A 25,857-nucleotide genomic window follows, 5' to 3' on the forward strand; every position below is an offset into this window, starting at 1 on the left:
CTTGGCAAAGAACACCACGCCGGGCGGCACGCCGCCCCGTTCTTCCAGTTCCTCCGGCGTCAGGCTCGACAGCATAGCGATGTGCATCTCCGCCAGCAGCGGGTCGGCCAGGATGGTGCGGATCACCTCGTAGCCGTCGATGCCTTCCATGATGATGTCGGCCAGCAGGATGTCGGGCTGGTCGCGGGCGATTTCCATCAGCGCCTGGTAGCCGTTTTCGCAAAAGCGCAAGCTTGCCTGCAAGCCCCATGAACCGATCTGCTTTTCATACAGCGCGCGCTCGATCGGATTGTCTTCGATGACCAGGATCGAGGGCGGGCGGCCTGATGGGGCAGGGCGGCTGGCGCGTGCCGCGCGCTGGTCCTGGCCCGGCTGGCCGGGATTGCCCTTGTACGCTTCGACGGCCGCAAGGGGAATGCGCCGGTGGCCGCCCTTGGTCTTCCAGGCTTCGATGACGCCTGCCTCGACCAGTTGCTGCACCGAAGTGACCGAGATGCCGAGGATTTCGGCAGCCTTTTGGGTAGTGCAAACGTCTGCAGTGTGCATGATGGGCTTTATGGTCGCGGATGTAGTTGAAGGGGATGATACGCAATTGCGCATAAAAAATCAATTTCAACGAATTAGATGAATTCACTAAAAACTTTGCATGTCGCGAGCCGGGGTCTGGCGCGTGCTCATGGCCGGCTGCCGACGCCGCTGCGGTCGTCAGCCAGCGCCGCGCCCGTTTGCAGGGCCGTGACGGCTTGCGACAGCGCATCGAGCGCCATCAGCAGTTCCGCATGCAGTCGGCGCAGTGCGCCGATATCGTTGGAAAAGCCTGCATGCACGGCCTGGCGCGCCAGCGCCTGCAAGGGGAGCAGGCCCATGGACTGGCTGCCGTCGAGAATTTCCTGCGCCAGCACTCTTGCCGGGGCGGTCCGCTCGCAGCGCAGCGCATGGGCGATGCCGGCGAGGCGGTCGCGCGTCTCGGCCACGAACAGGGCCAGAATCTCGCCCTGCAGGCGCCGGTCGTAGCCGAACATGGCGTCCAGGCGGGGTGCGTCGAACGGCGGCGTGTCCGGTGCCTTGGGGGCTGGCGGCGGTGCGCTGCCAGCCGCCTTCGCCTGCGGGGCCGTCTTGCGCATTTGCAGCAGCGCATGCAGATCGGACGGCGCGCCGCTGGCGGCCGGCGCGCGGCCGGCCTGGCGCCAGCGCTTGCGGCGCCAGAGCAGGGCGCATCAGCGACAGGTCTTCGCAGCGCAGGAAGGGGTGGATCGAGAGAAAGGCGTTCATGGCAGTGCTCCAGTACGGGCTATGCTAGTGATCCTGCGTGACGGCGGACCTAAAATACTTCCCAGTCGCCCGCATCGGCGGCGGCCGGGGCTGTGTTTCTGGCCTGGCCTGCGGGGCGCGTGGCGACCAGCCTGAGCGTGGCCTTGTGTTGTGCGGGCCGCCGGGCTGAAGGCGCCTGGGGCGCCGCGCCGGCTTGCCCCTGCGCCAGCTTGAAGGAGCCCACCACGCCGGCCAGGCTGGCCGCCTGCTCCTGCAGCGATTGCGATGCCGCCGCCGCTTGCTCGACCAGGGCCGCATTCTGCTGCGTGACTTCATCCATCTGCGTGATGGCGCGGTTGATTTCCTCGATGCCCGTGCTTTGCTCCACGCTGGCGGCCGAGATTTCGCTGACGATGTCGGTAACGCTGCGTACCGTGTCAACCACTTCCGTCATGCTCGCGCCGGCCTGCCGGACCAGCTTGCCGCCTTGCTGCACCTGTTGCACGGAGTCGCTGATGAGCACCTTGATTTCCTTCGCGGCCGCCGCGGAACGGTGCGCCAGGTTGCGCACTTCGGTGGCCACGACGGCAAAGCCGCGTCCCTGCTCCCCGGCGCGCGCCGCCTCCACGGCCGCATTCAGTGCCAGGATATTGGTCTGGAAGGCGATGCCGTCGATGACGCCGATGATGTCGGCGATCTTGTTGGACGAGCTGTCGATCGCTTCCATCGTGCGTATCACGTCGCCCATCACCTGGCCGCCCCGCTGCGCCTTGTCCGAGGCGCTGACGGCCATTTGCTGGGCCTGGCGGGCGTTGTCCGCATTCTGCCGCACGGTGGCCGTCAGTTCTTCCATGGCCGAGGCGGTTTCTTCCAGCGAACCGGCTTGCTGCTCCGTGCGCGCCGACAGGTCCAGGTTGCCTGCCGCGATCTCGCTTGACGCCGTGCCGATGGTATCCGTGCCGGAACGCACTTCGGCCACGATGCGCACCAGGCTCCCGCTCATGTCCGCCAGGGCCGTCATCAGCTGGCCCACCTCGTCGTTCGAGGCGGCGCGGACCTGCACGCTGAGGTCGCCGCCGGCGATGGTGCGGGCCACGCCGATGGCGCCGTCCAGCGAGGCGGCGATGCGCCGCGCCAGCAGCAGGCCCATGCCGGCCACCAGGGCCGTCACGGCCAGGGCCAGGCCGATGGCAATCCAGCGCGCGCTGGCAGCGGCGGCGGCGCCGTCGGCCGCACCCCTGGCGGCCAGGGTTTCGTTGTAGCGGTGGTGGGCGGCAAGGGCGTCGACCAGTTCCTTGATGATGGGCTGGTTTGCCATCAGCAAGTCGCGTGCCGCGCCGGGTTCGCCCGCTTTCGACAGGGCCAGCACCTTGTCGCGCAGCGTGTCGTAGCGCAGCAGCACGGCACGCTCGGCGGCCAGCAGCGCGCGGTCCTGTTCATCGGTGATGTCTTCTTTTTCATACTGGTCGAGCGCCTTGCCGACCGCCGCGCGCGCTTCCGTGATGCCCGCTTCCAGCTTGTCGCGCCCGGCGGCATCCTTGCTGGCCATGTGCTGCCAGACGGCCGTGCGCATCTGCGCGAACGGCACGAACGCCTGGTTCAAGGTCAGCAGGCTGGGAACGGTGTTGACGGTGGCATAGCTGGCCGCCGTGTACACGCGGTCCATCTGGTAGATGCCAAAGCCCGCCAGGGCGGCCAGTCCAAAGACGACGGAAAGGATCAATGCGTACAGGCGTTTAGCGATGGTCATGATGGGCGCCGCTCCAGGGAAAGTGAAAAATCACGGAAATGCTTGGTCTGTCTGTTTTTTTATTTTACGACATAAATTTGTTTTATTCGAGAAATTTGTTGTTTATTTATTTTAATCGATGTTTTTCATCAAAATCGCATGATTGTGACGGGCTGGACTGTCAGCACGTGTATAAAAAGCCACACGGCAGGCAGCCGATGCTCTGGCGTGTGGCACGCTTTGCCGATTAGTGAAAAAATGAATTCCTTGATTGCCATCAAATACGGTGCGCAGGCGCGTGCCGCCGACTGACTCTTGTAAAGGAGCATCATGACTGCCTCTGCCCGGCCTGGACCCTTGCTTGTCATCACCGCAGTCATCTTCATCTTGCTGGGCCTGGCGCTTGCCGGCGGCGGCGCCTGGCTCGTCAGCCTTGGCGGCTCCTGGTATTACGTCGTGGCCGGCATCGGCATGCTCATCGCGGGCGCGCTCGTGTGGAAGGGGCGGCGCAGCGCCCAGCTGTTTCTCGCCCTGCTGCTGTTCGCCACCCTGATCTGGTCCGTGATCGAAGTGAAATTCGACTGGTGGCAATTGCTGCCGCGCCTCGATATCTGGTTCGCCGCCGCCGTCTGGCTGCTGCTGCCGTTCGTCGACCGCCGCCTCGATCCGCCCTTGACGGCCGGGGCGAAACCGCGCGACGCGGGCAAGAGCGCGCTGACGGCCGCCGTGCTGGTCACCGCCGCCGTGGGCGTGTTCTCCCTGTTCCAGGACTATTACACCCTGCATGGCGAAGTGCCGGCCGAAAACATGGCGGCCACGCCGCAAGGCGATTTTGCGCCCGGCGTGGCGCCCAACGACTGGGCCGCGTATGGCCGCTCCGGCTATGGCGACCGCTACGCGCCGGCCGCGCAGATCACGCCGGCCAACGCGGCGCAGCTGAAACAGGCGTGGGTCTACAACACGGGTGACTTCAAGGGCCCGAACGATCCGGGCGAGATCGCCAACGAAGTCACGCCGCTGAAGGTAAACGGCATGCTGTACCTGTGCACGCCGCATAACATCGTCATCGCGCTCGATCCGGATACGGGCAAGGAAATCTGGCGCCATGATCCGAAGATCAACCGCGACGCATCGAGCTACCAGCACATGATCTGCCGCGGCGTCGCCTACTGGGACGTCAACGCGGGCCGCGCCAAGGGCGACCCGGCACCCGAGGCGGCCGGCATGGAATGCCCGCGCCGCATCCTCGCGCCCACCATGGATGCCACCCTGATCGCCGTGAATGCCGATACGGGCGTAGCGTGCAAAAGCTTTGGCGAAAACGGCGTGATCGGCCTGTACCACGGCATGGGCATGAAGAAGCGGGGCTTTTTGATGCCGACGTCGCCGCCGGCCGTGGCGCAGAACGTGGTGGTGATGGCCGCCAGCGTGACCGACAATTTTTCCACGGAAGAGCCGTCCGGCGTGATCCGCGGCTACGATCCCGTCACCGGCAAGCTGATGTGGAACTGGGATGCCTCGAACCCCGACGACACGGCGCCGATTGCCGACGGCAAGACGTACACCAACAACTCGCCCAATTCCTGGGGCGTGTCCAGCGTCGATGAAAAGCTGGGCATGGTGTACATTCCGATGGGTAATGAAACACCGGACACGTGGGGCGGCAACCGCAATCCCCATGGCGAGAAATACAATAGCGCCATCGTCGCGCTGGACCTGGCGACGGGCAAGGTACGCTGGGTGTATCAAACTGTGCACCACGATATCTGGGACATGGATATCGGCGGCCAGCCGACCCTGGTCGATATCGACACGCCGAAAGGTAAAGTGCCATCCGTGGTCGCCACAACCAAGCGGGGCGATATCTACGTGATCGACCGCCGTGACGGCAGCCTGGTCGTGCCGGCGCCGGAAAAACCCGTGCCGACGAACAACCCGGCTCCCGGCGACCGCCTGTCGCCCACGCAGCCGTTTTCGGCCCTCACTTTCTTGCCCGAGAAAAATATCAGCGAAACGGATATGTGGGGCACGACGCCGTTCGATCAGCTGGCCTGCCGCATCATCTTCCGCCAGCACCGCTACGAAGGGCCGTTCACGCCGCAAACGGTGGCCGAAGGCAAGGTCAAGGGCGCCATCATTTCACCCGGACCGCTGGGCATCTTCGAGTGGGGCGGGGCGGCCATCGATCCCGTGCGTCAATTGCTGCTGGTGAACCCCGACTACATGGGCTTCCTGGAACGCCTGGTGCCGCGCGCGCAAGCCAACGCGAAGGGCGGCACGGGCTCGGAAATGGGCTTGCAGCCGCAGACGGGTGTGCCGTTTGCCGTGGAAATCAAGCCTTTTCTTTCTCCGCTGGGCTTCCCATGCCAGGCGCCGCCGTGGGGCTATATCGCCGCCGTCGACTTGCGCACCATGAAAAAAGTGTGGATGCACAAGAACGGCACCACGCGCGACAGCGCCCCCGTGCCCATCGCCTTGCCGCTGGGCGTGCCCAGCCTGGGCGGCATCAGCACCACGGGCGGCGGCGTGGCCTTCCTCAGCAGCACGCTCGACTACTACATCCGCGGCTACGACGTGCGCAATGGCAAAACCGTGTGGAAAGCCCGCCTGCCAGCCGGCGGCCAGGCCACGCCAATGAGTTACGTGTCAGACAAGACGGGCAAGCAATATGTCGTCGTCATGGCCGGCGGCCATGGGTCGCTGGGGACGAAGATGAGCGATAGCCTGGTGGCGTTTGCGTTGCCGGATGAGGCGGTGAAGGGGGCGGGGAAAACGAAATAAATAATAAATGTGGGGCTGCGGCATTGCTCGATGGTGCTGCAGCCAAATAGAATGAGATTTTTTGGATATGCGATGATTGTAACTATGGTGGTGCCGAGCAAGTTCACAGTATGAAGGTTAAACGAGGCTGGTATCGCTTGTGGGTGATATGTGCATCTTTTTGGATAATATTTGCATTGATTCGCTGGAACGCCATGTATGAGATCACATATATGGTTAGTTATTATTTTGACCGTAAAGATTTCGCGATTGATGAGGCTAATTCGTTCTGCCCCATTCATATTGCTTTACATCCACAGGAGGAAGAGTCTGAAGTGATGTCGGGGCGCAGTCAGTTAGGCGACACTCGGATGTGGGAACGCGAGATGGAAACTCAGACAGCTAGTGATAATATCGTTTGCAATCCGCCTATCTTGCTTGGTTATGCTGGTCAAGAGAGATCGGCTGATGACATTCATCAATGTCTTCTCAAACGCGTCTCAGCAAGGGGGAAAGAAACTGTAGAGGCAGATGAAAAAAAGAATTTAGAGAAAAAGCAGATTGCTGTTGCAGTTGATGAGTCACGAATCAAGCAATGCATTCGTGAATTTCAGCTTCCTGAGCCTAAGTGGGCAGCATTGGCCCTTACATTTTTACCGCCAACCATAGGCGTAATATTTGTCTTGCTAATGCTGCGAGGCTTATATGTTGCTTTTCGCTGGGTTTGGCGTGGCTTTCACTAAACCCTGAATTGGGGGGGCAGATCCCGCAAATCTGCCCCTATCCATATCAATTCGCCGCCAATCCCAGTTTCAAACCCACCAGCTTGCCCGGCGCGGCCTCCGTTTTTTCCGGCGCACCCGCGCTGACCCTGGCCGCAGGCGTGCCGTCCTGTTGCAGGGCGGCCAGAATCGCCGCGCTGCGCTGGGTGCCCAGCTTGCTCAAGGCGTCGGCTGGCAGCGGTTGCTTGGCTTCCAGTTGCTCGCGCAAGCCGTTGTAGAAGGCGCCCGTGTCGGCCACTTGCGGCTCGCCTTCGATCAGCTTGCCCAGGCGTTGGAATACGGGGATTTTTGCCGGAGCCGATGCGGCAGCTGATGCCGACGCTGCTACGGGCGCCGCCGATTCCGCCGCCTTTTTCTGCTTGTCCAGCTCGGCCTTGCCGAAGCGCTCGCCGTACAGGTCGCGCAGGGCTCCCCGTATCTTGCGTTCGCCCAGGTTCAACGGTCCCGGTTCCTCGCCCGCTTCCAGCTTGATGCCGGCCTTGGCGGCGATGGCGCGGCGCACGGCTTGGGCGCGCAGGGCGGCCCCGTCCGTGTCGCTGTACTGGCCCGGCACGGCCAGCCTCAGCTGTTCGCGCTTGGCCAGGATTTGCGCCACTTGCTTGAGCTTTTCCCGCTCGGGCGGCAGCAGCACGGCGCTGCCCGCATCGAAGTCGATAGCTTCGAGCTTGTCGGCGCTGATGCCAAGCAAGTTGCCCAGCGCGCGGAACGGCGCCGTGACGATTTTCGTCAGCACATTGCCCACGGCTTTCCAGATCAGGGCGCCATAGCTGAATTGCGGGTCATTCATGTCGCCCGACACGGGCAAGCCCAGGTCGATGCGCCCGTCGCTATCCTTGAGGATGGCCAGCGCCAGTTCCAATGGCAGTTTCAAGGCGTCCGGGCTGTCGATGCGCTCGCCCAGGGTCAGTTTGTCGAGCACGATCTGGTTGGTGCCGTCGAGCTGGCGGTTGCGCACCTTGTATTGCAAGTCCAGCGAAATCTTGCCTTCGGCCACCTTGTAGCCGGCGAACTTCATCGTGTACGGCGAGGCGGAGACCATGTCGACGTTCTTGAAGACCACGTTCAAGTCCGTGTTGTCGGTCGGGGCGAAGGGATTGAGCTGGCCGCGCACGCGGGCCAGGCCGAATTCGTCGATGCGGCCATCAAGTTCGATCTGGCTGCGCGCATCGCGTTTCGTGGACAGGCCCGTGACGACGCCATTGAGTTCATAGATCTTGGCGGCGAACTGGGGCCGCAAGCTGAGGTCGGCAAAGTCCAGCTTGGCGTTTTGCAGGCGCACGCGGCGCACGCGCACGGGGAAGGCGGCGTCGGCCGCCGGCGTGGCGGTGGCCGCAGGAGCGGGGGCCGTGGCCGTGGCAGGCTCGGGCGCCTTCACCAGCAGGCGCTGCGCGTTCAGGCTGCGGTCGTTTTCGATGATCAGCTGGGCGTTCGGTTCGACCACGCGCAGTTCGGGGATGTCGACAAAGTCGGGACCCACGCTGGCCGTCAGCTTGTCGGCGCGCACGCTTTTCCACGAGGCGAAGCGTTTGCCATCCGTTTCATTGAGCACGAGGCCGGCGATATCGACGCCGCCCTCATAGCGCACTTTCGGCGCTTTCGGCGCGCCGCCGCCCGTCGTCAGTCGGCCGCTGCCGGAAAGCGAGCCGCCCGCCAGTTTCAGTTTGATATGTTGCGCCAGCAACGGTTGCACAGGGGCCAGGGTCAGCTGTTTCAAATTCAGTTGCGCATCGACGGCGCCCGTGCCCGGCACGAACTTGCCGTTGGCCGTGAGCAAGCCGCCTTCGCGCAGGCCCACGCCCAGCTCGAACGGCAGCGCCTGTTTCATATCATTGCTGACGTTGTGCAGGGACAAACGGGCATCTTGCAGCGTGCCCTTGATGCCGGTGCCCGCATCATCGAAACGGGCGCCGAACTTGCTCAGTTCTACCTTGTCTATCTTGGTGGACCAGGGCGCGGATGGGGCGTCCTTGGCAGTGTCGGCTTTGCCGGAAGCAAATACGGGCAGCTTTTGCGCAATCGCGAATTCTCCCAGGCGGTTGCGCGCCAGGTCGATCTGCGCGCCGCTGGCCGTCACGGCGCCCACGTGCACGGTATGCGCCGCCAGGTCGATCTTGCCTTCCGTAACGCCCAGTTGCTGCAGCTTGAACGGCGTTTGCGCGCCCCGTTGCATGGCCAGATCTGCCAGGGCAAAGCTGGCGTTGTCGACCAGCACGCTGTTTCCTGCTTGCCCTTGCTGCAAGCCCAGCTGCAGCTGCAGTTGCAACTGCTTCGCGCTCAATTGCAGGGCCGGCGAGACGGTTTCATCGATGGCGGACACATCCACATTGGCCAGCGCCAGCTGTTTCAAGTCCACTTTCCATTGACTTGGCTTGGCTGGTGCGGCGGGTGCGGCGATGGCCGATGCGGCTGGTGCGGGATTACCCGGCAGCATCAGGTTCGCCACGTCGATCTCGCCCTTGCTGTCGCGCCGCACGGCCACCTTGCCGCCGACCAGATTGACTTTATCCACGGTGACCTTCTGGCGCGCCAGGTCGACGTTCACGCCGGCAATGCCCAAAGTAGCCAGCGACGTAAATGGCGCGCTCTTGCCACTTTGCACCAGCGCCAGGTCGCGCAAGGCCAGGCCCGCGCCTTTGACGGTCGCTTCCAGCTTGCCGTCGGCATACGAAAAGGCATAGGGCAGGCGCGCCGACAACTTGCCGCTGGTCACTAGCGCGCGCGTGTACGTTTTCAAATAGGCCGCCAGGCCGGGCAGGGAAGCGTCGTTCAGTATCAGTTCGCCTTCGCCACGGATCGGGCTGAGCGAGGCCGTGCCGCGCCAGTGCAGCTTGCCGCCGCGCGCCGCATCGGCGCTGAGGCTATAGCTGCCGTTGGCGTCGGGCAGGGTGGAAATATTGTCGAGCGTAAAGTTGATGGGCGTGAAGTTGTCCGCATAGCCCGCCTTCTCGTCGTGCCAGTCCACTTTGCCTTGTTCCAGCGCGAAGTGGGCGATGACGAGGCGCGGCATGCCGCCTTCGCTTTTTTCCGGATGCTTGCGTTGCCAGGTGGCCAGCACTTCGGCCAGGTTGAACTTGCCGTCCGGCGTGATCGTCAGCTGGGCTTGCGGGGCCGTGATACGGATTTCCGCCAGGCTCCAGGCGCGGCGCACGATGGATTTCCATTCCAGCTGCACGGCCAGGGCGCCGATGGACAGCAGCGGCGCATTGTTTGCGCTAGCCGCTTCCTTGAACGCGATCTGGTCCGCTTCCAGGCGCAAGGTAAACGGGTTGAAGCGCACGTCGCCTATGCTGGCCTGGCGCGTGAGTTCTTTCTCGGCAAATTTAGGCAGCTGGTTTTTGATGACGTAGGGCACCAGCCAGAAGCCGGCCGCGCTGTAGGCGGCCAGGGCGCAGCCTGTGCCGACGGCCCAGCGCTGCCAGCGTTTCCAGCGAAATGTTTTCGTCTGCACGCTTTTGTTGTCGATTGTGTTCACGAACTTACCTTTTGATCTTGTTAGATGGCACGTCTTGCGCGCCGTGACTGTCAGTATGCCTCTTTGCGGCCTCGTCTGCAAAATCCAAACGTGTTTAAGTGATAACAGGCGCCTAAGGGAGCTAGTTTCTTCTATAAAACTCACACAAACTCACTCTTACTTGATAATGATTCTCATTATCGGTATCATGTCCGCTAACCGTAAGTTCTCATCCGCACTATTTTCTCATTGAAAGCCTGATGTCATGCCTGTCGTCACTCCTCGTACCCGCTTACTTCCAGTCGCCGCAGCCCTGTCGCTGGCCTTCGCTTCCCACGCCGTGCTGGCGGCCAATGCAGCCGGCGGCCAGGACGAGCCGACGGCTGGCGATGAGAAAGTCATGCAAGCCGTGCAAGTGACGGGCGCCCGCGCGCAAGGACTGGTGCCGCTGACCACGGAGGCGGGAAGTTTCCGTGGCGCCAGCATCATGGACGTGCCGTCGACCGTCAACGTGATCACGCGCGAATTGCTGGAGCAGCAAGCCGTGTCCGGCCTGTACGACGCCGTGCGTAACACGGCCGGCGTGACGCGCCAGCAAAACGGGGGAGAGACGTGGGATCAGCTGGTGATACGCGGCATCGCCGTGGAAAACCGCACGAATTACCGCCTCAACGGTTCCCTGCCCATCATGAACTTCTCGCAAGTACCCATGGAAAACAAGGAGCGGGTGGAAGTGCTGAAGGGCGCCTCGGCCCTGTACTACGGTTTTACGTCGCCAGCCGGCGTCGTCAATTTCGTTACCAAGCGGGCCGGCAGCCAGCCCGTCACGAGCATGGGCTTGAGCCTCGATGACCGTGGCAGTGCCGTGGCGAACGTCGACGTGGCGCGCCGCTTTGGCGCGCAACAGGAATTCGGCGTGCGCGTGAATGCGGCCGGCGGCACCCTGGGTTCCTACCTCGACCATGTCGGCAACGGCAACCGCCGCTTCATTTCGACGGCGCTCGACTGGAGAGTAACGAACAAATTGCTGCTCAAGGCCGACCTGGAATACGAGCGCCGCAGAGTGACGGAGCAGGCGGGCGTGGCCTTGCCCACGGCCGTCAAAGGCGTGATCCGCTTGCCGCGCGCCGTCGATCCACGCCAGTTGATCGGCCCCGACTGGTCGAATTTCGAAGCACAAACGAAAAACGCGCAATTGCGCGCCGACTACGCCATCGCTGATGGCTGGGCCTTGACGGTGGAGGCGGGCCACTCGGAAACGGCGCGCGACCGCCGCCTGGCCATCTTCCGGCTGAACAACGCTGCCGCGCTGGCCACGGGCGCGGGCCGCATCACGGGCAATATCCAGCACAGCGTGATGGCGTCGGACTTGCTGCGCGCGGAACTGGCCGGCAATTTTAATACGGGCTTCGTTGCCCACGAACTGACTCTGGGCGCCTCGCGCACGGACAAGTCGCAAGATGCTATCTACCAGAGCAATTACACGATCGCCTCGCAAAACCTGTACAACCCCGTCCCCGTGACGAATGTCGTGTTCGGCCCCAAACCGACGGCGCCGACGACTGCCGCGCTCGACACGCGCGACACGGGCTTGTACGCGCTCGACCGTATGGTTTTCAGCCCGCAATGGCAAAGCGTCATCGGCGTGCGCCGCAGCAGCTATCAAAGCGACCAGGGCGCCAGCCACTACGACGTCAGCAAGACGACGCCGATGGCCTCCTTGATCTACAAGGCCACGCCCGAGCTGTCGTTCTATGCATCCACGGCGCGGGGGCTGGAAGAGGGCGAGACGGGCCCGACGGGCACCGTCAACCAGGGCGTCAAGATGGCGCCCGGCGTGAGTAAACAAAAGGAACTGGGCGCGCGCTGGCTGACGCCGGGCGGCACTTTGGTTTCCGCCGCCTTGTTCGACATCACGCGCCCCGGCTACTATACGAATGCCAGCAATGTGTTCACGTCGGACGGTGAACAGCGCTACCGTGGCCTGGAACTGTCGACCCAGGGCAAGCTGACGCGCCAGCTGTCGTGGCAGACGTCGGCCCAGTTCCTCGACCCTCGCTTTGCGCACATCAACGCCGACTACAACGGCAAGGCGCCGGAAAACGCGTCGAAACGCACGGCCAGCGCCTTTCTCGCTTACGCGTTCGACGCCGTGCCGGGCCTGTCCGTCAACGGCGGCGCGTATTACTACAGCGCCCGTCCCGTCAACGACCTGAACCAGGCCTTCTTAGGTGGCGTGAGCCTGTTCAGCGCCGGCGCCCGCTATGCGAGCCGCGTGCTGGACAAGGCCGTCGTGTGGCAGCTGAATGTGGAAAATGCGGCCGACAAGCGCTACTGGGCTGGCGCCGGTACACGCCTGGCCTCCGGTGCCCCGCGCGCCATCAAGCTGTCGATGAAGGTGGATCTGTAAGGCTTGACTTGCGCGCTGTCCACGGGTGATCGGCGCTGATACAATGTTGCCATGTTCATCAGCAAAGGCAAGGCCGGCATCGTCCTGTGGATCGCGTGTATCGCCATCTTCCTGGCCACGCTCGCCCCTACGGTGTCGCGCGCGCTGACGGTCGCCAGCGGCCTGGCCGTGCCCAGCCTGGAAATCTGCTCGGTGGCGGGCGGCATGAATATGCTGCCCACAACATTCTCCACGGATACGGCCGATACCTCCAAGGGCAGCCTGCGCATGGGTGATTGCCCGTGCTGCAGCATGCACGCCGGCACCTTGTCGATGCCGCCCACGACACTCGTGCTCGCTTCCGGAGAAATCCTCACGGGCTTGCTGCCCGAGCTGTTCTACCAATCCGCCACGCCCCTGTTTGCCTGGACGCCCGTCCAGCCCCGCGGCCCGCCCGCCGCTTTCTGATCTGTCCCTTTCCTGAACTTCCTTGTGTCGCGCGGCACTGTGCTGTGCTGCGCTTGCGCCTGTTCGTTTTACCTCTACAGAATCTGAAAGCAGCACCATGAAACATTTACCGTTATTGATTTCCCTCGCCATCGCCATGCCCGCCGTGGCGCAAACGCGCACTGAACAGGTACTGCCTGAAATGAAAGTCATCGTCACGGCCATCGGCGACGGCTACCGTCCCGCCGCCGACACGGCCCTGATGCTCAGCAGCACACCCGGCTACAGCGTGGCGGCAGGCGGCGGCGTATCCGGCTTGCCCGTCGTGAATGGCTTTGCCGATGACCGCATCAAGATCCGCATCGACGGCATGGAATTGACGTCGGCCTGCGCCAATCACATGAATGCGCCGCTGTCGTATGTCGATCCGCAGCAGGTGCAGCGCATCAAGTTGATCGCGGGCGTGACACCCGTCAGCGCGGGCGGTGACAGCATCGCTGGCACCATCGAGGTGCAATCGAACGCGCCCGTGTTCGCCCAACCCGGTGCGGGCCTGCTGACGCAAGGCAGCTTTGCCGTGTCGGGACGCAGCGTCAACAACAGCGTGGCGACCAGCGTGAACGCCTCGGCTGCCAGCGACGTGCTCAGCATCGGCTACAGCGGCGCTTACACGCGCGGACACAGCTATGAAGATGGCCACGGCAATAAAGTGCTGGCCAGCATGTATGAAAGCATCAACCAGTCCATCGTGCTGGCGGCCAAGCGCGATGGCCAGCAGCTGACCCTGCGCGCCGGCGTGCAGCACATTCCGTATCAGGGCTTCCCCAACCAGTACATGGACATGACGGACAACCACGGCCAGTTCGCCAACCTCGCTTACAAGGGCGAATTCGGCTGGGGCGTGCTGGACGCGCGCGCCTACTGGCAGCAGACGGACCATGAAATGGGATTTTTCACGCCCGAACGCAAGGGTTCGATGCCGATGATCACGCATGGCCGCAATACGGGCTATGCGCTGATGGCCAGCCTGCCGACGGCTGCGGGCGAGTTGCGCCTGGGCCAGGAGTGGCACGGCTTTCGCCTCGACGATTACTGGCCGGCCGTGCCCGGTTCCATGATGATGGGGCCGCGCACCTATCTGAACATCAACGATGGCAAGCGCGACCGCACCGTGCTGTTTGGCGAGCTGGAAACGCGCCATGATGCGCGCTGGACGAGCGTACTGGGCTTGCGCGGCGAATCCGTGCGCATGGATGCGGGCGACGTGCAATCGTACGGCACCAATATGATGAACATGCCGGACCTGATGGCCGCCAAGGCCTTCAATGCGCGCAGCCGCAGCCAGCGCGACACGAATATCGATGCTTCGGCGCAAGCTACCTTCACGCCGGATCTTGCCAGCAGCTATGAATTCGCGCTGGCGCGCAAGGTGCGCTCGCCCAACCTGTACGAGCGTTATTCCTGGGGCCGCGGCTCGATGGCCATGACCATGACCAACTGGTTTGGCGACGGCAACGGCTATGTGGGCAGTATCGACCTGAAACCCGAGACGGCTTATACGGCGGCATTCACGGCCGACTGGCATGGCGGCGGCGAGGAGGGCTGGTTCCTGCGCGTCAATCCTTATTACAGTAAGGTCGATAATTACATCGACGTCGACGTGCTGGCGTCTTTCCATCCGTACATGAAAATGGGCGCCAACGGCAACTTGCTGCGCTTTGCCAACCACGACGCCAAGTTGTATGGCGCCAATCTGGCGTGGCAGTTGCCGCTGGCCAGCAGCGCGCGCTGGGGCCGCTTCATGGCGACGGGCAATGCCGCTTACACGCGGGGCAAGCGCAGCGATGGCGGCGACCTGTACCGCATGATGCCGTTCAACGCCTTGCTGGCCGTCGAGCACAAGCTGGGCGCCTGGAGCAGCCGCATCGAAACGAAGATCGTGGCCCGCAAGGACAAGGTCGATGCCCGCCGCTTCGAGCCGGAGACGGGCGGCTATGCGCTCGTCAACTTGCGCAGCAGCGTGGCATTGAACAAGATGGCCAGCCTGAGCGCCGGTGTGAGCAACCTGTTCAACCGCGCGTATGCGGACCCGCTCGGTGGCGTGTATCTGTCGGGCTTGAAGGCGAACGGCGGCGCGCTGCAAGCCTTGCCGGCCGAGGGCCGGTCGATTGATCTGGGGCTGCAGCTGACGTTCTAAGCGCAATGGCGCCTTCCAGCTGCCGTTGCGGCGGGTGGAAGGCGCCTGCCGAACTCACCGCATAGGCGAAAGCCAGGTGGTCGTGACAATGTGCGTATGTTTCTTCTTGGTAATTTGTTATGCTGCATGGCGTCCTGTTGCCGGCATGTGCCGTCCAGGTGCGATAGCGAGGCCTGTGCGGGTAGGAAGCTGGTTCCGTGCCGTGTAAACCGTAAGGAGATAAGTATTTTCCCCCGTAAACTGCTTGGCGAAGATGCCGCCGCCATCGTGCTATCCCTGACTGTTGTCGCGTATGTGATATCGCTGTTCTTGACGGCAATCGTGGACTCCCACGAAGTCTTGCTGGGTGGGGGCGTATTATTGCTCGGCTGGTTAGGCCCGTTGGCTGGCAGTTTTGCCTGGTTTGCCAATCCGCTGCTTATTTTTGCCATGTACTTCTCGAAAGACAAGCCCAGTGCCGCCAAGGTGGCCACCTTTTTTGGCTTTGCGCTGGCACTGACAGCCTTTGGCATCAAGACAATTCCTAGTGATAATGGTTCCTATGAAGTGCTGGGATTCGGTGCCGGATGCTATCTTTGGCTGGCCTGTTTTCCAGCCGTGTTCATCGCATCGTTCTTGAGCAGCAGAAAATCCAGGGCTCTTGCCCCTGGCGACTAGCCTGTTTTTTTTCTGTCGCGGCATCACAGATGATCTGTGGTCATCCATCGCCTGAGCAAGCATCGTTTGCCAGCGGCGCCTGGATGCGGTCTAATCATGGCTTGTTCCTTGACGAGCTTGCCATGCTGCCCACTTCCGCCATCGCCGCGCTGCGCGAAAAATTTCCCCTGATTACAGAATTGATGGCCTTGCAGCCCTTGAGCTGGTTCAATCCCGCCATCGCGCCGGCGGCCGAGGCCTTGAATGACGTGGGCTTGACGGCGGCTGACGTGGCCGACGCCAGCGCGCGCCTGGCACGCTTTGCGCCCTATCTGGCCAGGGCCTTTCCGGAAACGCAGGCCGCCGGCGGCATCATCGAGTCGCCCGTCGTGCCACTGCCGGCCATGCAGGCGGCGCTGGGTTTAACATTAGACGTGATGAGCGCTCAGCTATGGCTCAAGCAGGATAGCCATTTGCCCATTTCCGGCTCCATCAAGGCGCGCGGCGGCATTTATGAAGTGCTGAAACATGCGGAAATGCTGGCGCTCGATGCTGGCTTGCTGAAGGAGGGCGATGATTACAGCCTGCTGGCCAGCGACGCCGTGCGCGCCTTCTTTGGCCAGTATGCGATCGCCGTCGGCTCCACGGGCAATCTCGGCTTGTCGATCGGCATCATGAGCGCGCGCCTGGGCTTTCGCGCCACCGTGCACATGTCGGCTGACGCGCGCCAGTGGAAGAAGGACAAATTGCGCAGCCATGGCGTTACCGTCGTCGAATACGCGACCGACTACAGCGTGGCCGTGGAAGCGGGACGCAAACAGGCGGAAAACGATCCGACTTGCCACTTCGTCGACGATGAAAACTCGCACGATCTGTTCCTCGGCTATGCGGTGGCTGGCCAGCGCCTGAAAGCCCAGTTCGTGACACTTGGTGTCGCGGTCGATGCGCAGCACCCGCTGTTCGTCTACCTGCCGTGCGGCGTGGGCGGCGGCCCCGGCGGCGTTGCCTTCGGCTTGAAGCTGGCCTTTGGCGACGATGTTCACTGTGTGTTCGTCGAGCCGACCCACTCGCCGTGCATGCTGCTGGGCGTGCACACGGGCTTGCACGAGGGAATCAGCGTGCAGGAAATCGGCATCGACAACCTGACGGCCGCCGATGGCCTGGCCGTGGGACGCCCGTCCGGCTTCGTTGGGCGCGCCATGCAGCGGCTGGTCGACGGCTACGCCACCGTCACGGATGAAGAACTGTACCGCTTGCTGGCGACGCTGGAGCAAACGGAGCAGCTGCGCCTGGAACCGTCGGCCGTGGCCGGTTTCGCCGGCATCCAGCACGTGCTGGCCGCGCCGCAGTACCAGGCGACGCTGGCACGCGCCACGCATCTGGTGTGGGGCACGGGCGGCAGCATGGTGCCGCAGGCGGAAATGGACGCCTACGTGGCGCGTGGCCGCGCGCTGCTGGCGGCCGGAGCCGCCTGATGCCGGCCGGCGCGGCGCTCACGACAACGCTGACGGCCAGCCAGTTCGCCAACCTGCACACCTTTCTCGTGGCGGCGCGCCATGCCAGCTTTGCGCTGGCGGCGCAGGAACTGGCGCTCACGCCCAGCGCCGTCAGTCATCGCATCGCGCGGCTGGAAAGCAGCCTGGGCTTGCGGCTGTTCCAGCGCCTGACGCGGCAAGTCAAGCTGACGGCCGACGGCGAACGCATCTTTGCCGCGCTGCAAATCGGCTGGGACAGCCTGCACGCGGCCCTGGCCGGCGGCGATGCGCTCACGGGCAGCATCACCGTGCATGCGCGCCCGTCCATCGCCCAATGCTGGCTGGTGCCGCGCCTGGCAGGTTTTACGGCGCAGTATCCGGACGTGTCGATTGACTTGCGCGTGGGCAACGATAGCGTGGATTTTCGCGCCGGCCAGGTCGACCTGGCCTTGCATTATGGCGACGGCAGCTTTCCCGGCCTGGCCTCGCGCAAGCTGATGGGCGAATGGCTGGCGCCCGTGTGCAGCCCGAATTATGCGCGCCAGCATGGCTTGCCGGATGCGCCACACAACCTGCCACGCGCCACGCTGCTGCACGACACCCTGGCCTGGCCCGCCTGCGCGCCCGATGCCGAGTGGCGGCTGTGGCTGGACGGGCAGGCGCCAGAGGTGAGTTTGCCCGCGCGCAGCCTGCGATTCGACCGCGCCGACCTGTGCGCGCAGGCGGCCATCCACCATGCGGGCGTGGCCATGGGCCGGCGCCAGCTGGTGCAGCCGTGGTTGGATAGCGGCCGGCTGATCCTGCCGTTTGGCGGGTTTGCCTTGGCCAGCCCGCAGGCGTATTACCTAGTGCACAGCGGGCGCGCCGCGCTGCCGGCAAGAGTGCAGGCCTTGTTCGACTGGCTGCTGGGGCAGGCAATTTGATACACTGCGCGCCTTGTTCAAGAACGCGCACGAAGGAAGCACCATGCACGCATCATCTCCATTGACCTCCACGCCGCCACAGGAACTGCGAACGTATGCGCTCGCCTGCCTGCTCGAACCGGACCCGGCGACCAAGGTGGCAATGGTGGCGGCCATGGCCGAAGCGCAGCTTGCGCTCGATACGCATGCGCCGCTGGCGCCGACCGGCCCCGTGCCAGGGCGTCCCGAGCGTCCGGAACTGGTGCCGCCGCGCCTGGTGGGACGGCGTTCGATGATCACACCGGAAGGACGCGCCATGCTGGTCCACGCGCTGGCGCATATCGAATTCAATGCGATGAACCTGGCCCTCGACGCCCTGTGGCGCTTTCCGGATTTGCCCTTTGATTACTATACGGACTGGCTGCGCGTGGCGAAGGAAGAAGCCACGCACTTTGCCATGCTGCAAGCGCACTTGCAGGTGCTGGGCCACACGTATGGCGACTTCCCCGGCCACGACAGCCTGTGGGAAATGGTCGACAAGACGCGCGGCGACGTGCTGGCGCGCATGGCGCTGGTGCCGCGCACCTTGGAAGCGCGGGGCCTGGACGCGATTCCGCCGCTGCGCGCCAAGCTGGCGCAGGCGGGCGACATGGCCGCCGCCGCCATCCTCGACATCATCCTGCGCGATGAAGTGGGGCATGTGGAGATCGGCAACCGCTGGTACGGCTATCTGTGCGATCAAAGGGGCCTGGAGCTGCGCGCTACCTATGCCGAGCTGGCGCTGCGCTACGAAGCGCCGACCCTGCGCGGCCCGTTCAACCTGGAAGCGCGGCGCCGGGCGGGCTTTTCGGAGCTGGAACTGTCCGATCTGCCCGCCTGACCTTGCTTACGGATGGGCCGTGATGCTGATGTGCCAGTGGCTCAGGTGTCCCGCCTCGATGTGCACCTTTGCCGGCTTGGTCCAGGTACCAGCGCCGGGGATATGGTCGCTTGGGGCGGCGGAAAAACGCCCGTCGACAAGGGCCAGCTTGATGAAGCTGGGGCCGATGTAGATGACGCGCGTGCTGGCCGGCGCCGCTTCCAAGTCCAGCATGGCGCGGTTCGCCGCGATCCACGCCAGCAGGGCGGCCAGTTTCGGCTTTTGCGCGGGGTTGGCCACCACTTCCGCCTTCGCGGCATTGATCAGCTGGTGAATGGCGGCGCCATCGTTCTGGCCGCCCAGCGCGTCCGTGTAGCCGCCCGCGCCGTCCGCGTAGCGCAAGTCGATCTGCTGGCCGTCGCTGTGGCCGCTGTGGCCGAGGATGGAACGGCCCGTTGCCGTCTGCGTCACGTGCTGGCCGCTGATGTCGTCGAAACGGTAGGGCTTGCCCGCCAGCCAGGCGATGGCCAGGCGCGTGGCCCAGGAATCGCCGCCCGCATCGCGCGTGCCGTAGCGCCGCGCCGCCAGCGCCGCCTCGTCGTTGGCCAGGTACAGTGGGGTGTAGGCCGTGTCGCCCTTGAACTCCACTTGCCCCCCTTCGGCCGGGTCGGAGCTGGCATCGACATTGTCGATGCTGCCTTTCAGGCGCAAGGTGACGACGGCCTTCTTGTCGAGCTTGGCGCCGGCAAAGGCGGGCAGCACCAGGCTGGGGAATTTCACTGTGCCGGCAGTCTTGGTATTCGTCTGGGACAATAAATTCTCCGTGCTGAAGGCGGGATCGCCGCCGCCCGACGAGATGCCGATGTTGACTTCCGTAATCGTCGCCGCCGCCGGCGTGTAGTGCAATTCCAGCGGCAAGGTGTGCGTGGCCGTGGCCGTTCCTTGCGACACGGATACATACGGCCCCGCCAGATTGCCCGTCAGCTTGATCGGCTGCAGCACGGGGTGGGCGGCCTGGTTCGGCGAGCTGAACTTCGCCAGCGTCACCTTCAAACCCTTGCAGGCGAGGCTCAGTTCCACCGTCGTCACGGTGGCCAGGGCGCTGTCGCCGATATTCGTGGCGCTGACGTTGCCGCCCAGGCTCAAGGCTCCCGCCTCGGTTTGCTTGCTGACGTCGACGCACTCCGTCCTGACGATGGTGCCTTGCGTGAAGTGCGTCTGGTTGACGGCGCCCGTGGCGGCCAGGTTGACGCCGGGCAGCCCCGTCACGGCGTACGACCAGGTATCGTTGTACTGGCTTTGCGCCGTCGTGTAGGTGGGATACTCGGCCGTGCTGACGGTGATTTTCACGCCCACGTTTTTCGTGCCCTTCGGTACCGTGAAGGCGACGGGCGTCGTGATGGTCTGGTTTTGCGCGGCCGCCGTGGCCGTGAACGTCTTGCTGCCCTCGTCATCCTGCGGCGTGGCGTCGCCCGCAGCGCGGGAGCCGGCGGGCACTTCGCGCGCGCGCGGCCCGGCGCCATCCTGCGTGACGCTGCCCGCCGCATAGGTCTTCGCCTCGGCGCGCAGGGCCAGGCCGGCCCCGTACGGGTAGACGATGCCGACGTTGACGCTGCTGCTGTTCTCAAACACGACGGCGCTGACGCTGACCACGTTCGGGTGGACGAGATCGTTCAAGGTCAGCTGGTAGGTATCGGGCAGCACGCCATCGAAGTGAAAGGCGCCCGTGGCGTCGACCACGGCCACCTGGCGCTGGTGGTTGTTATAGCCGGCCAATAACATTTTCTTGCCGGCCAGCCCCGTGGCATTGCCGCCTGCCGGCGTGCGCAACTGTCCTTGCAGCACGATGCCGGACTTGATGACGATCAAGGCATAGCTGGCCGTGAATTCACCATCCTGCGAGACGAAATTGAGGTTCAGGTCATAACTGCCGTTGGGCAAAGATGCCAGCAGTTGCTGCATGGCCGTGGCGCTGATGCTGAAGGTGCCGCTGGACGCATCGAACGTCCAGTAGGCTTTGAGGCTGATGGCCAGGCCATTCGGGGTCGACAGCAGGCCGTCGCTGTCATCCTGCAGCGCCATGGGGGCCGCGCCCATCAGGCGCAATCCCAGGGCGCCCGGCTGCAGGCGGTTGTTCGGCCCCAGTCCCGTGATGGCCAGCACGGGCGCCGCGGAAGGCAGGTTGCCATCGTCGTCCGGCTCCACATAGGTTTCCACGGCCGTGGGCAGTGCCGTCTGGATCAGCAAGTCCAGCGTGGTGGTCTTGCCGCCCTTGCTGAGGGTAAATTGCGCGTGCTGGTCCACGCCCGTGTCGCCGGGCGTGGAAAAGCGCAGGCTGCCGTCCTGCAGCAGCACGTCCGTGACGGCGCCGCTGGTCTTGACGCTGTCGGCGCCGTCGGAAAAGCCCAGCCCGGCCAGCGGCAGCACGACCACTTGCGCGGGCCGCACGGGGGCGAGGACGATGCCGGCGCCGGTGCTGAAGGTCCACGTCAGACCGGCGCTCTGGAAGGGGATGTTGCGCTCGATGCGCAGGGTGATGGTGTCGGTGGGCGTGACGGTGGCGCCCGCGCCGATGTTGCCGGCCAGCACCTCGCCATCGATGATGGTGCTGCCCGCAGGGGCACTGGCCAGCACGGCTTGCACATTACTGGCCGTCTCGCCGCCATTGTTGCGGATGTGCACGCGATAGGTGTAGTCCCAGGCCGTGCGGCTGACGCGCTGCTCGGCCACTTTTTCCAGCAAGGTCACTTCCAGGTCTCCGGCGGCCTGGGCGGTGGTGCTGGTCGCGGCGGCGGCCAGCATGACCTTTGGCGCGGGTGCTTGCGTGGGATCGTTCGGACCGCCGCAGGCGCACAGGCCCATTGCCAGCCCTGTGGCCAGCGCGGCGCACGCCAGTTGCCGGCGCCGCAGGCAGGCCATGGCCAGTATGCCCGCCAGCAACAGCCATGGGGTGGAGGGCAGGGCGACGGCGGCCGGCTGCGTGCTGCCCGCCTCGAGCTCGATGAACGAGACGGGGTCGAGGATGGAAAACGGCTGGGCGCCGGGGCTGCCCGCGCCCAGGTAATCGAAGGTGACGGAAAAGCCCGTGGCCGTGGCGCCGGGCGCGATGCCGCCGGCCAGCGCCAGCGCGTCGAGGTAGCCCTCACCTGGAATGGCTGGGTCGGGCTGCACCAGCAGCACGTCCCAGCCTGGCAGCGTGGAGATGCTGTGCAGGTTGGCGTACTGGCCCACGCTGAAGAACAAGGTGAATTCCTCGATGGGAATGGCAAGCGTGGTATTGCTGACCGTATAGTCGTAGCGCCACTGGGTGCCGCCCAGCGATGTTGCCGTGTAGCCGATGCTGGTGGCGTGCGCGGCAGACATCACACATAGCAGCAGCGCCAGCAGCGCCTGTTTGATAAAGCTCATGATCGTTCCCCCGTTGACTGGCGCCAAGCGTGCCCAGGCAGGAGGTCAAGCAGGAAGCGTTCCTGTATTAATTGTGCTGTAAAAACAAGGGCTTGGCGGATGCGGGCGGGAGCAGGTGTCAAATCTGCCGACACGGGTCTTTATGGCTGAGTCTGTCAGCGCTGTCCTACCCGTCTTGTCGAAACTGTCTGATTGTATGCCTTGCGGAAACACGCGATGATCGTGTCCATGCTGAAACAGCCAACCAGTCCGACGGAGTATGCGATGCAAAAGCCAGGCCAGTCCCTCCACGTGAACAAGCCTTTCCTGCTGATCTGCCTGTTTACCTTCTCGACCCTGGCGGCCACCTGGATGACGACGGTCGAGGCGCCGGCCAGCGACGCCGCGCCGGCGCCCGTGGCGCGCGATGCTGGCCACGGCGCCTTGCCCATCTGCAGCAGCGACGCCCTCACACTGTCGGTACGCTGCCAGCCGCAGCCCGCGCGCCAGGCTTGAGCGCACCCTGCAGCCGCTGCTGCAGCAAGGCCAGCACGGCCGCTTCTTCCGGCGCCAGCGCCTGTAAATCGTCCTGCATCTGCTGCCGCGCCCGCGCGCGCATGCCTTCCAATAAACTGCCATCCAGATACGATTCCAGCACGGCGGGGTGCACATAGCACTTGCGGCAGATCGTCGGCGTGTTGCCCAGCTTTTTCGCCACGGACTCGATCGCCTGCACGATGTTTTTCTTCGCTTGCGCATCGGAATCGACCTGTTCGAACGCCTGCAGGGCCAGCGCGGCCAGCAGGGTGCCGGACCAGGTGCGGAAATCCTTGGCCGTGTAGTCTTCGCCCGTCACCTCGCGCAGGTAGTCGTTGACGTCGCCCGAATCGACGCCATGGCGCGCACCGTCCTCATCGACATATTGAAACAGTTCCTGCCCCGGCAGTTCGCGCATGCGCTGCAGCACCCTGGCCAGGCGCCGGTCGCTCAGGCGGATATCGTGGCGCACGCCGCTCTTGCCCTTGAAGTGAAAGGCCACGGCGCTGCCGTCGACCTGCACATGGCGCGTGCGCAGGGTGGTCAGGCCGAACGATTTGTTTGTGCGCGCGTATTCTTCGTTGCCGATGCGCATCATTGTCAATTCCAGCAGGTGCACGATGGTGGCCAGCACTTTTTCACGGGGCAAGCCCGGCAGCTGCATGCCGCGCGCGACGGCGGCGCGGATGGCGGGCAGGGCGCGGCCAAAGCTGAGCATGCGCTCGTATTTCACTTCGTCGCGCACCTGGCGCCAGCGCGCATGGTAGCGGTATTGCTTGCGGCCGCGCGCGTCGCGTCCCGTCGCCTGCAGGTGGCCGTTCGCGTGCGGGCAGATCCACACGTCCGTCCAGGCCGGCGGTATGGCCAGCGCCTTGATGCGCGCCAGGGTGGCGGCATCGCGCAGGATCTGGCCGTCCCCGTCGCGGTAGCGGAACTTGCCGGGCTTGCCCAATCGGGCGATGCCGCTTTGGTGGTCGCCCGTGTAGCGCAGGCCGGCCGCGCGGGCCGTGGTGGTGGCGGATATTTCCATGGATATAAGGTACCTTGCACACCGCGCACCTGCCGCGCCGTTATGCTAAGGTGCGCATTCGTAACGCCGTGCGCGGCACAGACAGGAGCAGCAGATGTTTGGCAGAAAAAAGAATCTGGAAGAAGACCACGCCCCCCAGGCCGACAAGCAGTATGAAAAGAAATACACGGATGACAGCTTCTGGGACAAGGTCGTTAAGTTCGCCAAGACGGCGGGACGCGAAGTCATCGAAAAAGCCCTGTGGCTGTACTACGCGGCGCAGCAGCCGAATACGCCGCTGTGGGCCAAGACGGCCATCTATGGCGCGCTCGGCTATTTCATTTCGCCCATCGATGCGATTCCCGACATCACGCCCGTGGTCGGCTATGCGGATGACCTGGCCGTGCTGGCGGCGGCCGTCGCCACGGTCGCCACCTACATCACGGCCGAGGTCAAGGAACGGGCCGCCGAAAAACTGCGCGGCTGGTTCGGCGCCTAGCCAGCAGGAGCGGGCTGGCCCGGCTGGCCCGCTTGTCCCTTGACGGCGTTGCGGTACTTGGCCCTGGCCTCGGCCCGCTTGACCGCCTCGCTGGCGATGTTCTGTGCCTTGATGCGGGCTTTTTCACTCTTGCTGCGCTGTTGCGCCACGTCCTTGTTGCCGATGCGGTTCGTCATGCTGGTCTCCTCGTTGAGTGTCAAGTCTGACCAGCACAGCATACTTTCTTGCTTGTACGCTACCGTGCGCCCGCTCACACAAGCGGCATGCCTACCGCGCCAGCACGCCGCTGCCGCCATGGGCCAGCAGGCGCAGCACGACTTCTTTCTGGAATGAACGAAACTCCTTGTCGGCACTGACGTTGGCGAAGGCCAGCACGGCTGTCTTGCTGGCGCGGTCGACGCAGACGACGGACGCGGCGCCCGGGTCGCCGCCGCTGTGCGTGGCCAGCGGCCGGCCATCGACGTCGCGCAGCAGCCACACCAGGGCTTGCCGCACGGATGCATCGGCGGGCGTGACGGCGGCCGCTTGCGGCGCGAAAAACAATTGCAAGGTGGCGTCCTGCAGGTAGCGGTGGCCATCGACCCGGCCGTTATTGCTGAAGATGGCCAGGAAACGGGCGAAGTCATGCGCCGAGCTGCGCAGCAGGCCGGCCGGCCAGTCCGGATAGCCGACGGGCGGCAGCACTTGCAGGCCCGGTTCCTTGTGCGCATACGGCTGGGCCACGACGGCGCGCCGCGGCAAGCCAGCCAAATTCCAGGCCGTGCTGTCCATGCCCAGCGGTTCGAACAGGTGCTCGTGTGCAAAGGCGTCGAGGCCGTCGGGGTTCAAGCGGCCCACCAGATAGCCGAGCAGGGCGATGCCGACGTTGCTGTAGCGCCATTCCGTGCCGGGCCGGGCGGCAAACGACACGTCCGCGTCATACCAGGCGCCGCCGCGCGACAGATAGCCCTTGACGAAGTCGCGCAGCGGCAATCGCGGGTCGCCCTGCACGGCAAAGGCCGTCGTTTTTTCGTACACGGCGTCGGAAATGCCCGAGGTGTGGCTCAGCAAGTGCCGAAAGGTGATGGGCACGTCGGGAAACTTCGGATGCATGAGCGGGAAGTCCAGATAGGCCGCCACCTTGTCGTCGAGCTGGAAGGCGCCCTGTTCCAGCAGCATCATGACGGCCGTGGCCGTGACGAGCTTGCTGACGGAGGCGACATGGAACACCGTGTTGGCATCGGCCTTCTTGCCGCCCTGGATGTCGGCCCAGCCATAGCCGCGCGCGAAAATGGTCTGTTCGCCGCGCACCACGGCCACGCTCATGCCCGGCGTTTCCGTGCGGGCCAGGCCGTCGCGCATGAAGCCGTCAAATTCCGTTTCCCACGCCAGCCTGGCCGGATCGGTGGCGCAGCCCGTTTGCAGCAGGGCCAGTGAGACGCCCAGTCCCAGCACACTTCGTCGTTTCATTGCTTCTCTCTTTTGCCATTTTTAATGATCTTAACAATATTTCTGCCCGCCATAGGGGCAATTGACAAAACATTGCTGTGCAGCAATGACAAAGGGGT

General features: G+C 64.1%; 19 protein-coding genes. 11 read left to right on the forward strand and 8 right to left on the reverse strand.

What is annotated here, in order from left to right; translation table 11 throughout:
• The 3 genes from HWE17_RS24790 to HWE17_RS28915 all read right to left on the reverse strand — a co-directional run.
• The coding region (locus tag HWE17_RS24790) for a helix-turn-helix domain-containing protein (RefSeq protein ID WP_176390622.1) at window positions 1-546 on the reverse strand (546 nt) is incomplete at its 3' end.
• 128 nt (window positions 547-674) lie between these two features.
• A complete protein-coding gene (locus tag HWE17_RS24795) occupies window positions 675-1,124 on the reverse strand; it encodes a hypothetical protein (RefSeq protein WP_176390623.1) in 450 nt (149 codons plus the stop codon).
• Window positions 1,125-1,321: 197 nt separating this feature from the next.
• Entirely contained in the window at window positions 1,322-3,001 is a 1,680-nt protein-coding gene (locus HWE17_RS28915) for a methyl-accepting chemotaxis protein (protein WP_176390624.1), read from the reverse strand.
• A 309-nt stretch (window positions 3,002-3,310) separates the two neighbouring features.
• Between HWE17_RS28915 and HWE17_RS24805 the strand changes: the two genes are divergently transcribed.
• Complete coding sequence (locus tag HWE17_RS24805) at window positions 3,311-5,761, forward strand: membrane-bound PQQ-dependent dehydrogenase, glucose/quinate/shikimate family (RefSeq protein WP_176390625.1); 2,451 nt, start codon at window positions 3,311-3,313, stop codon at window positions 5,759-5,761.
• A gap of 194 nt (window positions 5,762-5,955) precedes the next feature.
• Window positions 5,956-6,483, forward strand: a complete 528-nt coding sequence (locus HWE17_RS24810) for a hypothetical protein (protein WP_176390626.1) — start codon at window positions 5,956-5,958, stop codon at window positions 6,481-6,483.
• Window positions 6,484-6,529: 46 nt separating this feature from the next.
• On the opposite strand, the gene HWE17_RS24815 is transcribed toward HWE17_RS24810, so the two are convergent.
• On the reverse strand, window positions 6,530-9,994 hold the full coding sequence (locus tag HWE17_RS24815; RefSeq protein WP_369681777.1) for a DUF748 domain-containing protein: 3,465 nt from the start codon (window positions 9,992-9,994) through the stop codon (window positions 6,530-6,532).
• 244 nt (window positions 9,995-10,238) lie between these two features.
• Here HWE17_RS24815 and HWE17_RS24820 point away from each other — a divergent pair, with 244 nt between their 5' ends.
• The 7 genes from HWE17_RS24820 (at window position 10,239) to HWE17_RS24850 (ending at window position 18,899) form a co-directional block, all read left to right on the forward strand.
• Complete coding sequence (locus HWE17_RS24820; RefSeq protein WP_176390627.1) at window positions 10,239-12,383, forward strand: TonB-dependent siderophore receptor; 2,145 nt, start codon at window positions 10,239-10,241, stop codon at window positions 12,381-12,383.
• Window positions 12,384-12,434: 51 nt separating this feature from the next.
• Entirely contained in the window at window positions 12,435-12,830 is a 396-nt protein-coding gene (locus HWE17_RS24825; protein ID WP_176390628.1) for a DUF2946 domain-containing protein, read from the forward strand.
• A gap of 97 nt (window positions 12,831-12,927) precedes the next feature.
• Window positions 12,928-15,006 carry a TonB-dependent receptor gene (locus tag HWE17_RS24830; protein ID WP_176390629.1) on the forward strand — a complete coding sequence of 693 codons (2,079 nt, stop codon included), beginning with the start codon at window positions 12,928-12,930 and terminating at the stop codon, window positions 15,004-15,006.
• A 321-nt stretch (window positions 15,007-15,327) separates the two neighbouring features.
• Complete coding sequence (locus HWE17_RS24835; protein WP_176390630.1) at window positions 15,328-15,663, forward strand: hypothetical protein; 336 nt, start codon at window positions 15,328-15,330, stop codon at window positions 15,661-15,663.
• Between the two features lie 122 nt (window positions 15,664-15,785).
• Window positions 15,786-17,117, forward strand: a complete 1,332-nt coding sequence (locus tag HWE17_RS24840) for a D-serine ammonia-lyase (RefSeq protein WP_176390631.1) — start codon at window positions 15,786-15,788, stop codon at window positions 17,115-17,117.
• The gene (gene dsdC / locus HWE17_RS24845) at window positions 17,117-18,040 is read left to right on the forward strand and encodes a DNA-binding transcriptional regulator DsdC (protein ID WP_176390632.1); all 924 of its coding nucleotides are present in this window, start codon (window positions 17,117-17,119) and stop codon (window positions 18,038-18,040) included. Before HWE17_RS24840 ends, dsdC begins: the two co-directional genes overlap by 1 nt.
• 43 nt (window positions 18,041-18,083) lie before the next feature.
• On the forward strand, window positions 18,084-18,899 hold the full coding sequence (locus HWE17_RS24850; protein WP_176390633.1) for a ferritin-like domain-containing protein: 816 nt from the start codon (window positions 18,084-18,086) through the stop codon (window positions 18,897-18,899).
• Window positions 18,900-18,905: 6 nt separating this feature from the next.
• Here HWE17_RS24850 and HWE17_RS28820 read toward each other — a convergent pair whose 3' ends face one another.
• Window positions 18,906-22,286, reverse strand: a complete 3,381-nt coding sequence (locus HWE17_RS28820) for a hypothetical protein (protein ID WP_255206381.1) — start codon at window positions 22,284-22,286, stop codon at window positions 18,906-18,908.
• A gap of 228 nt (window positions 22,287-22,514) precedes the next feature.
• Here HWE17_RS28820 and HWE17_RS24860 point away from each other — a divergent pair, with 228 nt between their 5' ends.
• Window positions 22,515-22,781 carry a hypothetical protein gene (locus HWE17_RS24860; RefSeq protein ID WP_176390634.1) on the forward strand — a complete coding sequence of 89 codons (267 nt, stop codon included), beginning with the start codon at window positions 22,515-22,517 and terminating at the stop codon, window positions 22,779-22,781.
• Here HWE17_RS24860 and HWE17_RS24865 read toward each other — a convergent pair.
• Window positions 22,735-23,832: a DNA topoisomerase IB gene (locus tag HWE17_RS24865; protein WP_176390635.1), complete on the reverse strand. Its 1,098-nt coding sequence runs from the start codon at window positions 23,830-23,832 to the stop codon at window positions 22,735-22,737. The two genes, HWE17_RS24860 and HWE17_RS24865, sit on opposite strands and share 47 nt — an antisense overlap.
• 94 nt (window positions 23,833-23,926) lie before the next feature.
• On the opposite strand from HWE17_RS24865, the gene HWE17_RS24870 reads away from it, so the two are divergent.
• Window positions 23,927-24,310, forward strand: a complete 384-nt coding sequence (locus HWE17_RS24870) for a YkvA family protein (protein ID WP_046685558.1) — start codon at window positions 23,927-23,929, stop codon at window positions 24,308-24,310.
• On the opposite strand, the gene HWE17_RS24875 is transcribed toward HWE17_RS24870, so the two are convergent.
• Both HWE17_RS24875 and HWE17_RS24880 read right to left on the reverse strand, forming a co-directional pair.
• Window positions 24,307-24,486, reverse strand: a complete 180-nt coding sequence (locus HWE17_RS24875; RefSeq protein WP_176390636.1) for a hypothetical protein — start codon at window positions 24,484-24,486, stop codon at window positions 24,307-24,309. The genes HWE17_RS24870 and HWE17_RS24875 overlap by 4 nt on opposite strands.
• A 91-nt stretch (window positions 24,487-24,577) precedes the next feature.
• Window positions 24,578-25,759 (reverse strand): serine hydrolase, encoded by a 1,182-nt coding sequence (locus HWE17_RS24880; RefSeq protein WP_176390637.1) that lies wholly within the window; start codon window positions 25,757-25,759, stop codon window positions 24,578-24,580.
• Window positions 25,760-25,857 lie beyond the last annotated feature (98 nt).

Source organism: Janthinobacterium sp. BJB401, from assembly GCF_013372745.1.
Taxonomy (GTDB): domain Bacteria; phylum Pseudomonadota; class Gammaproteobacteria; order Burkholderiales; family Burkholderiaceae_D; genus Janthinobacterium; species Janthinobacterium rivuli.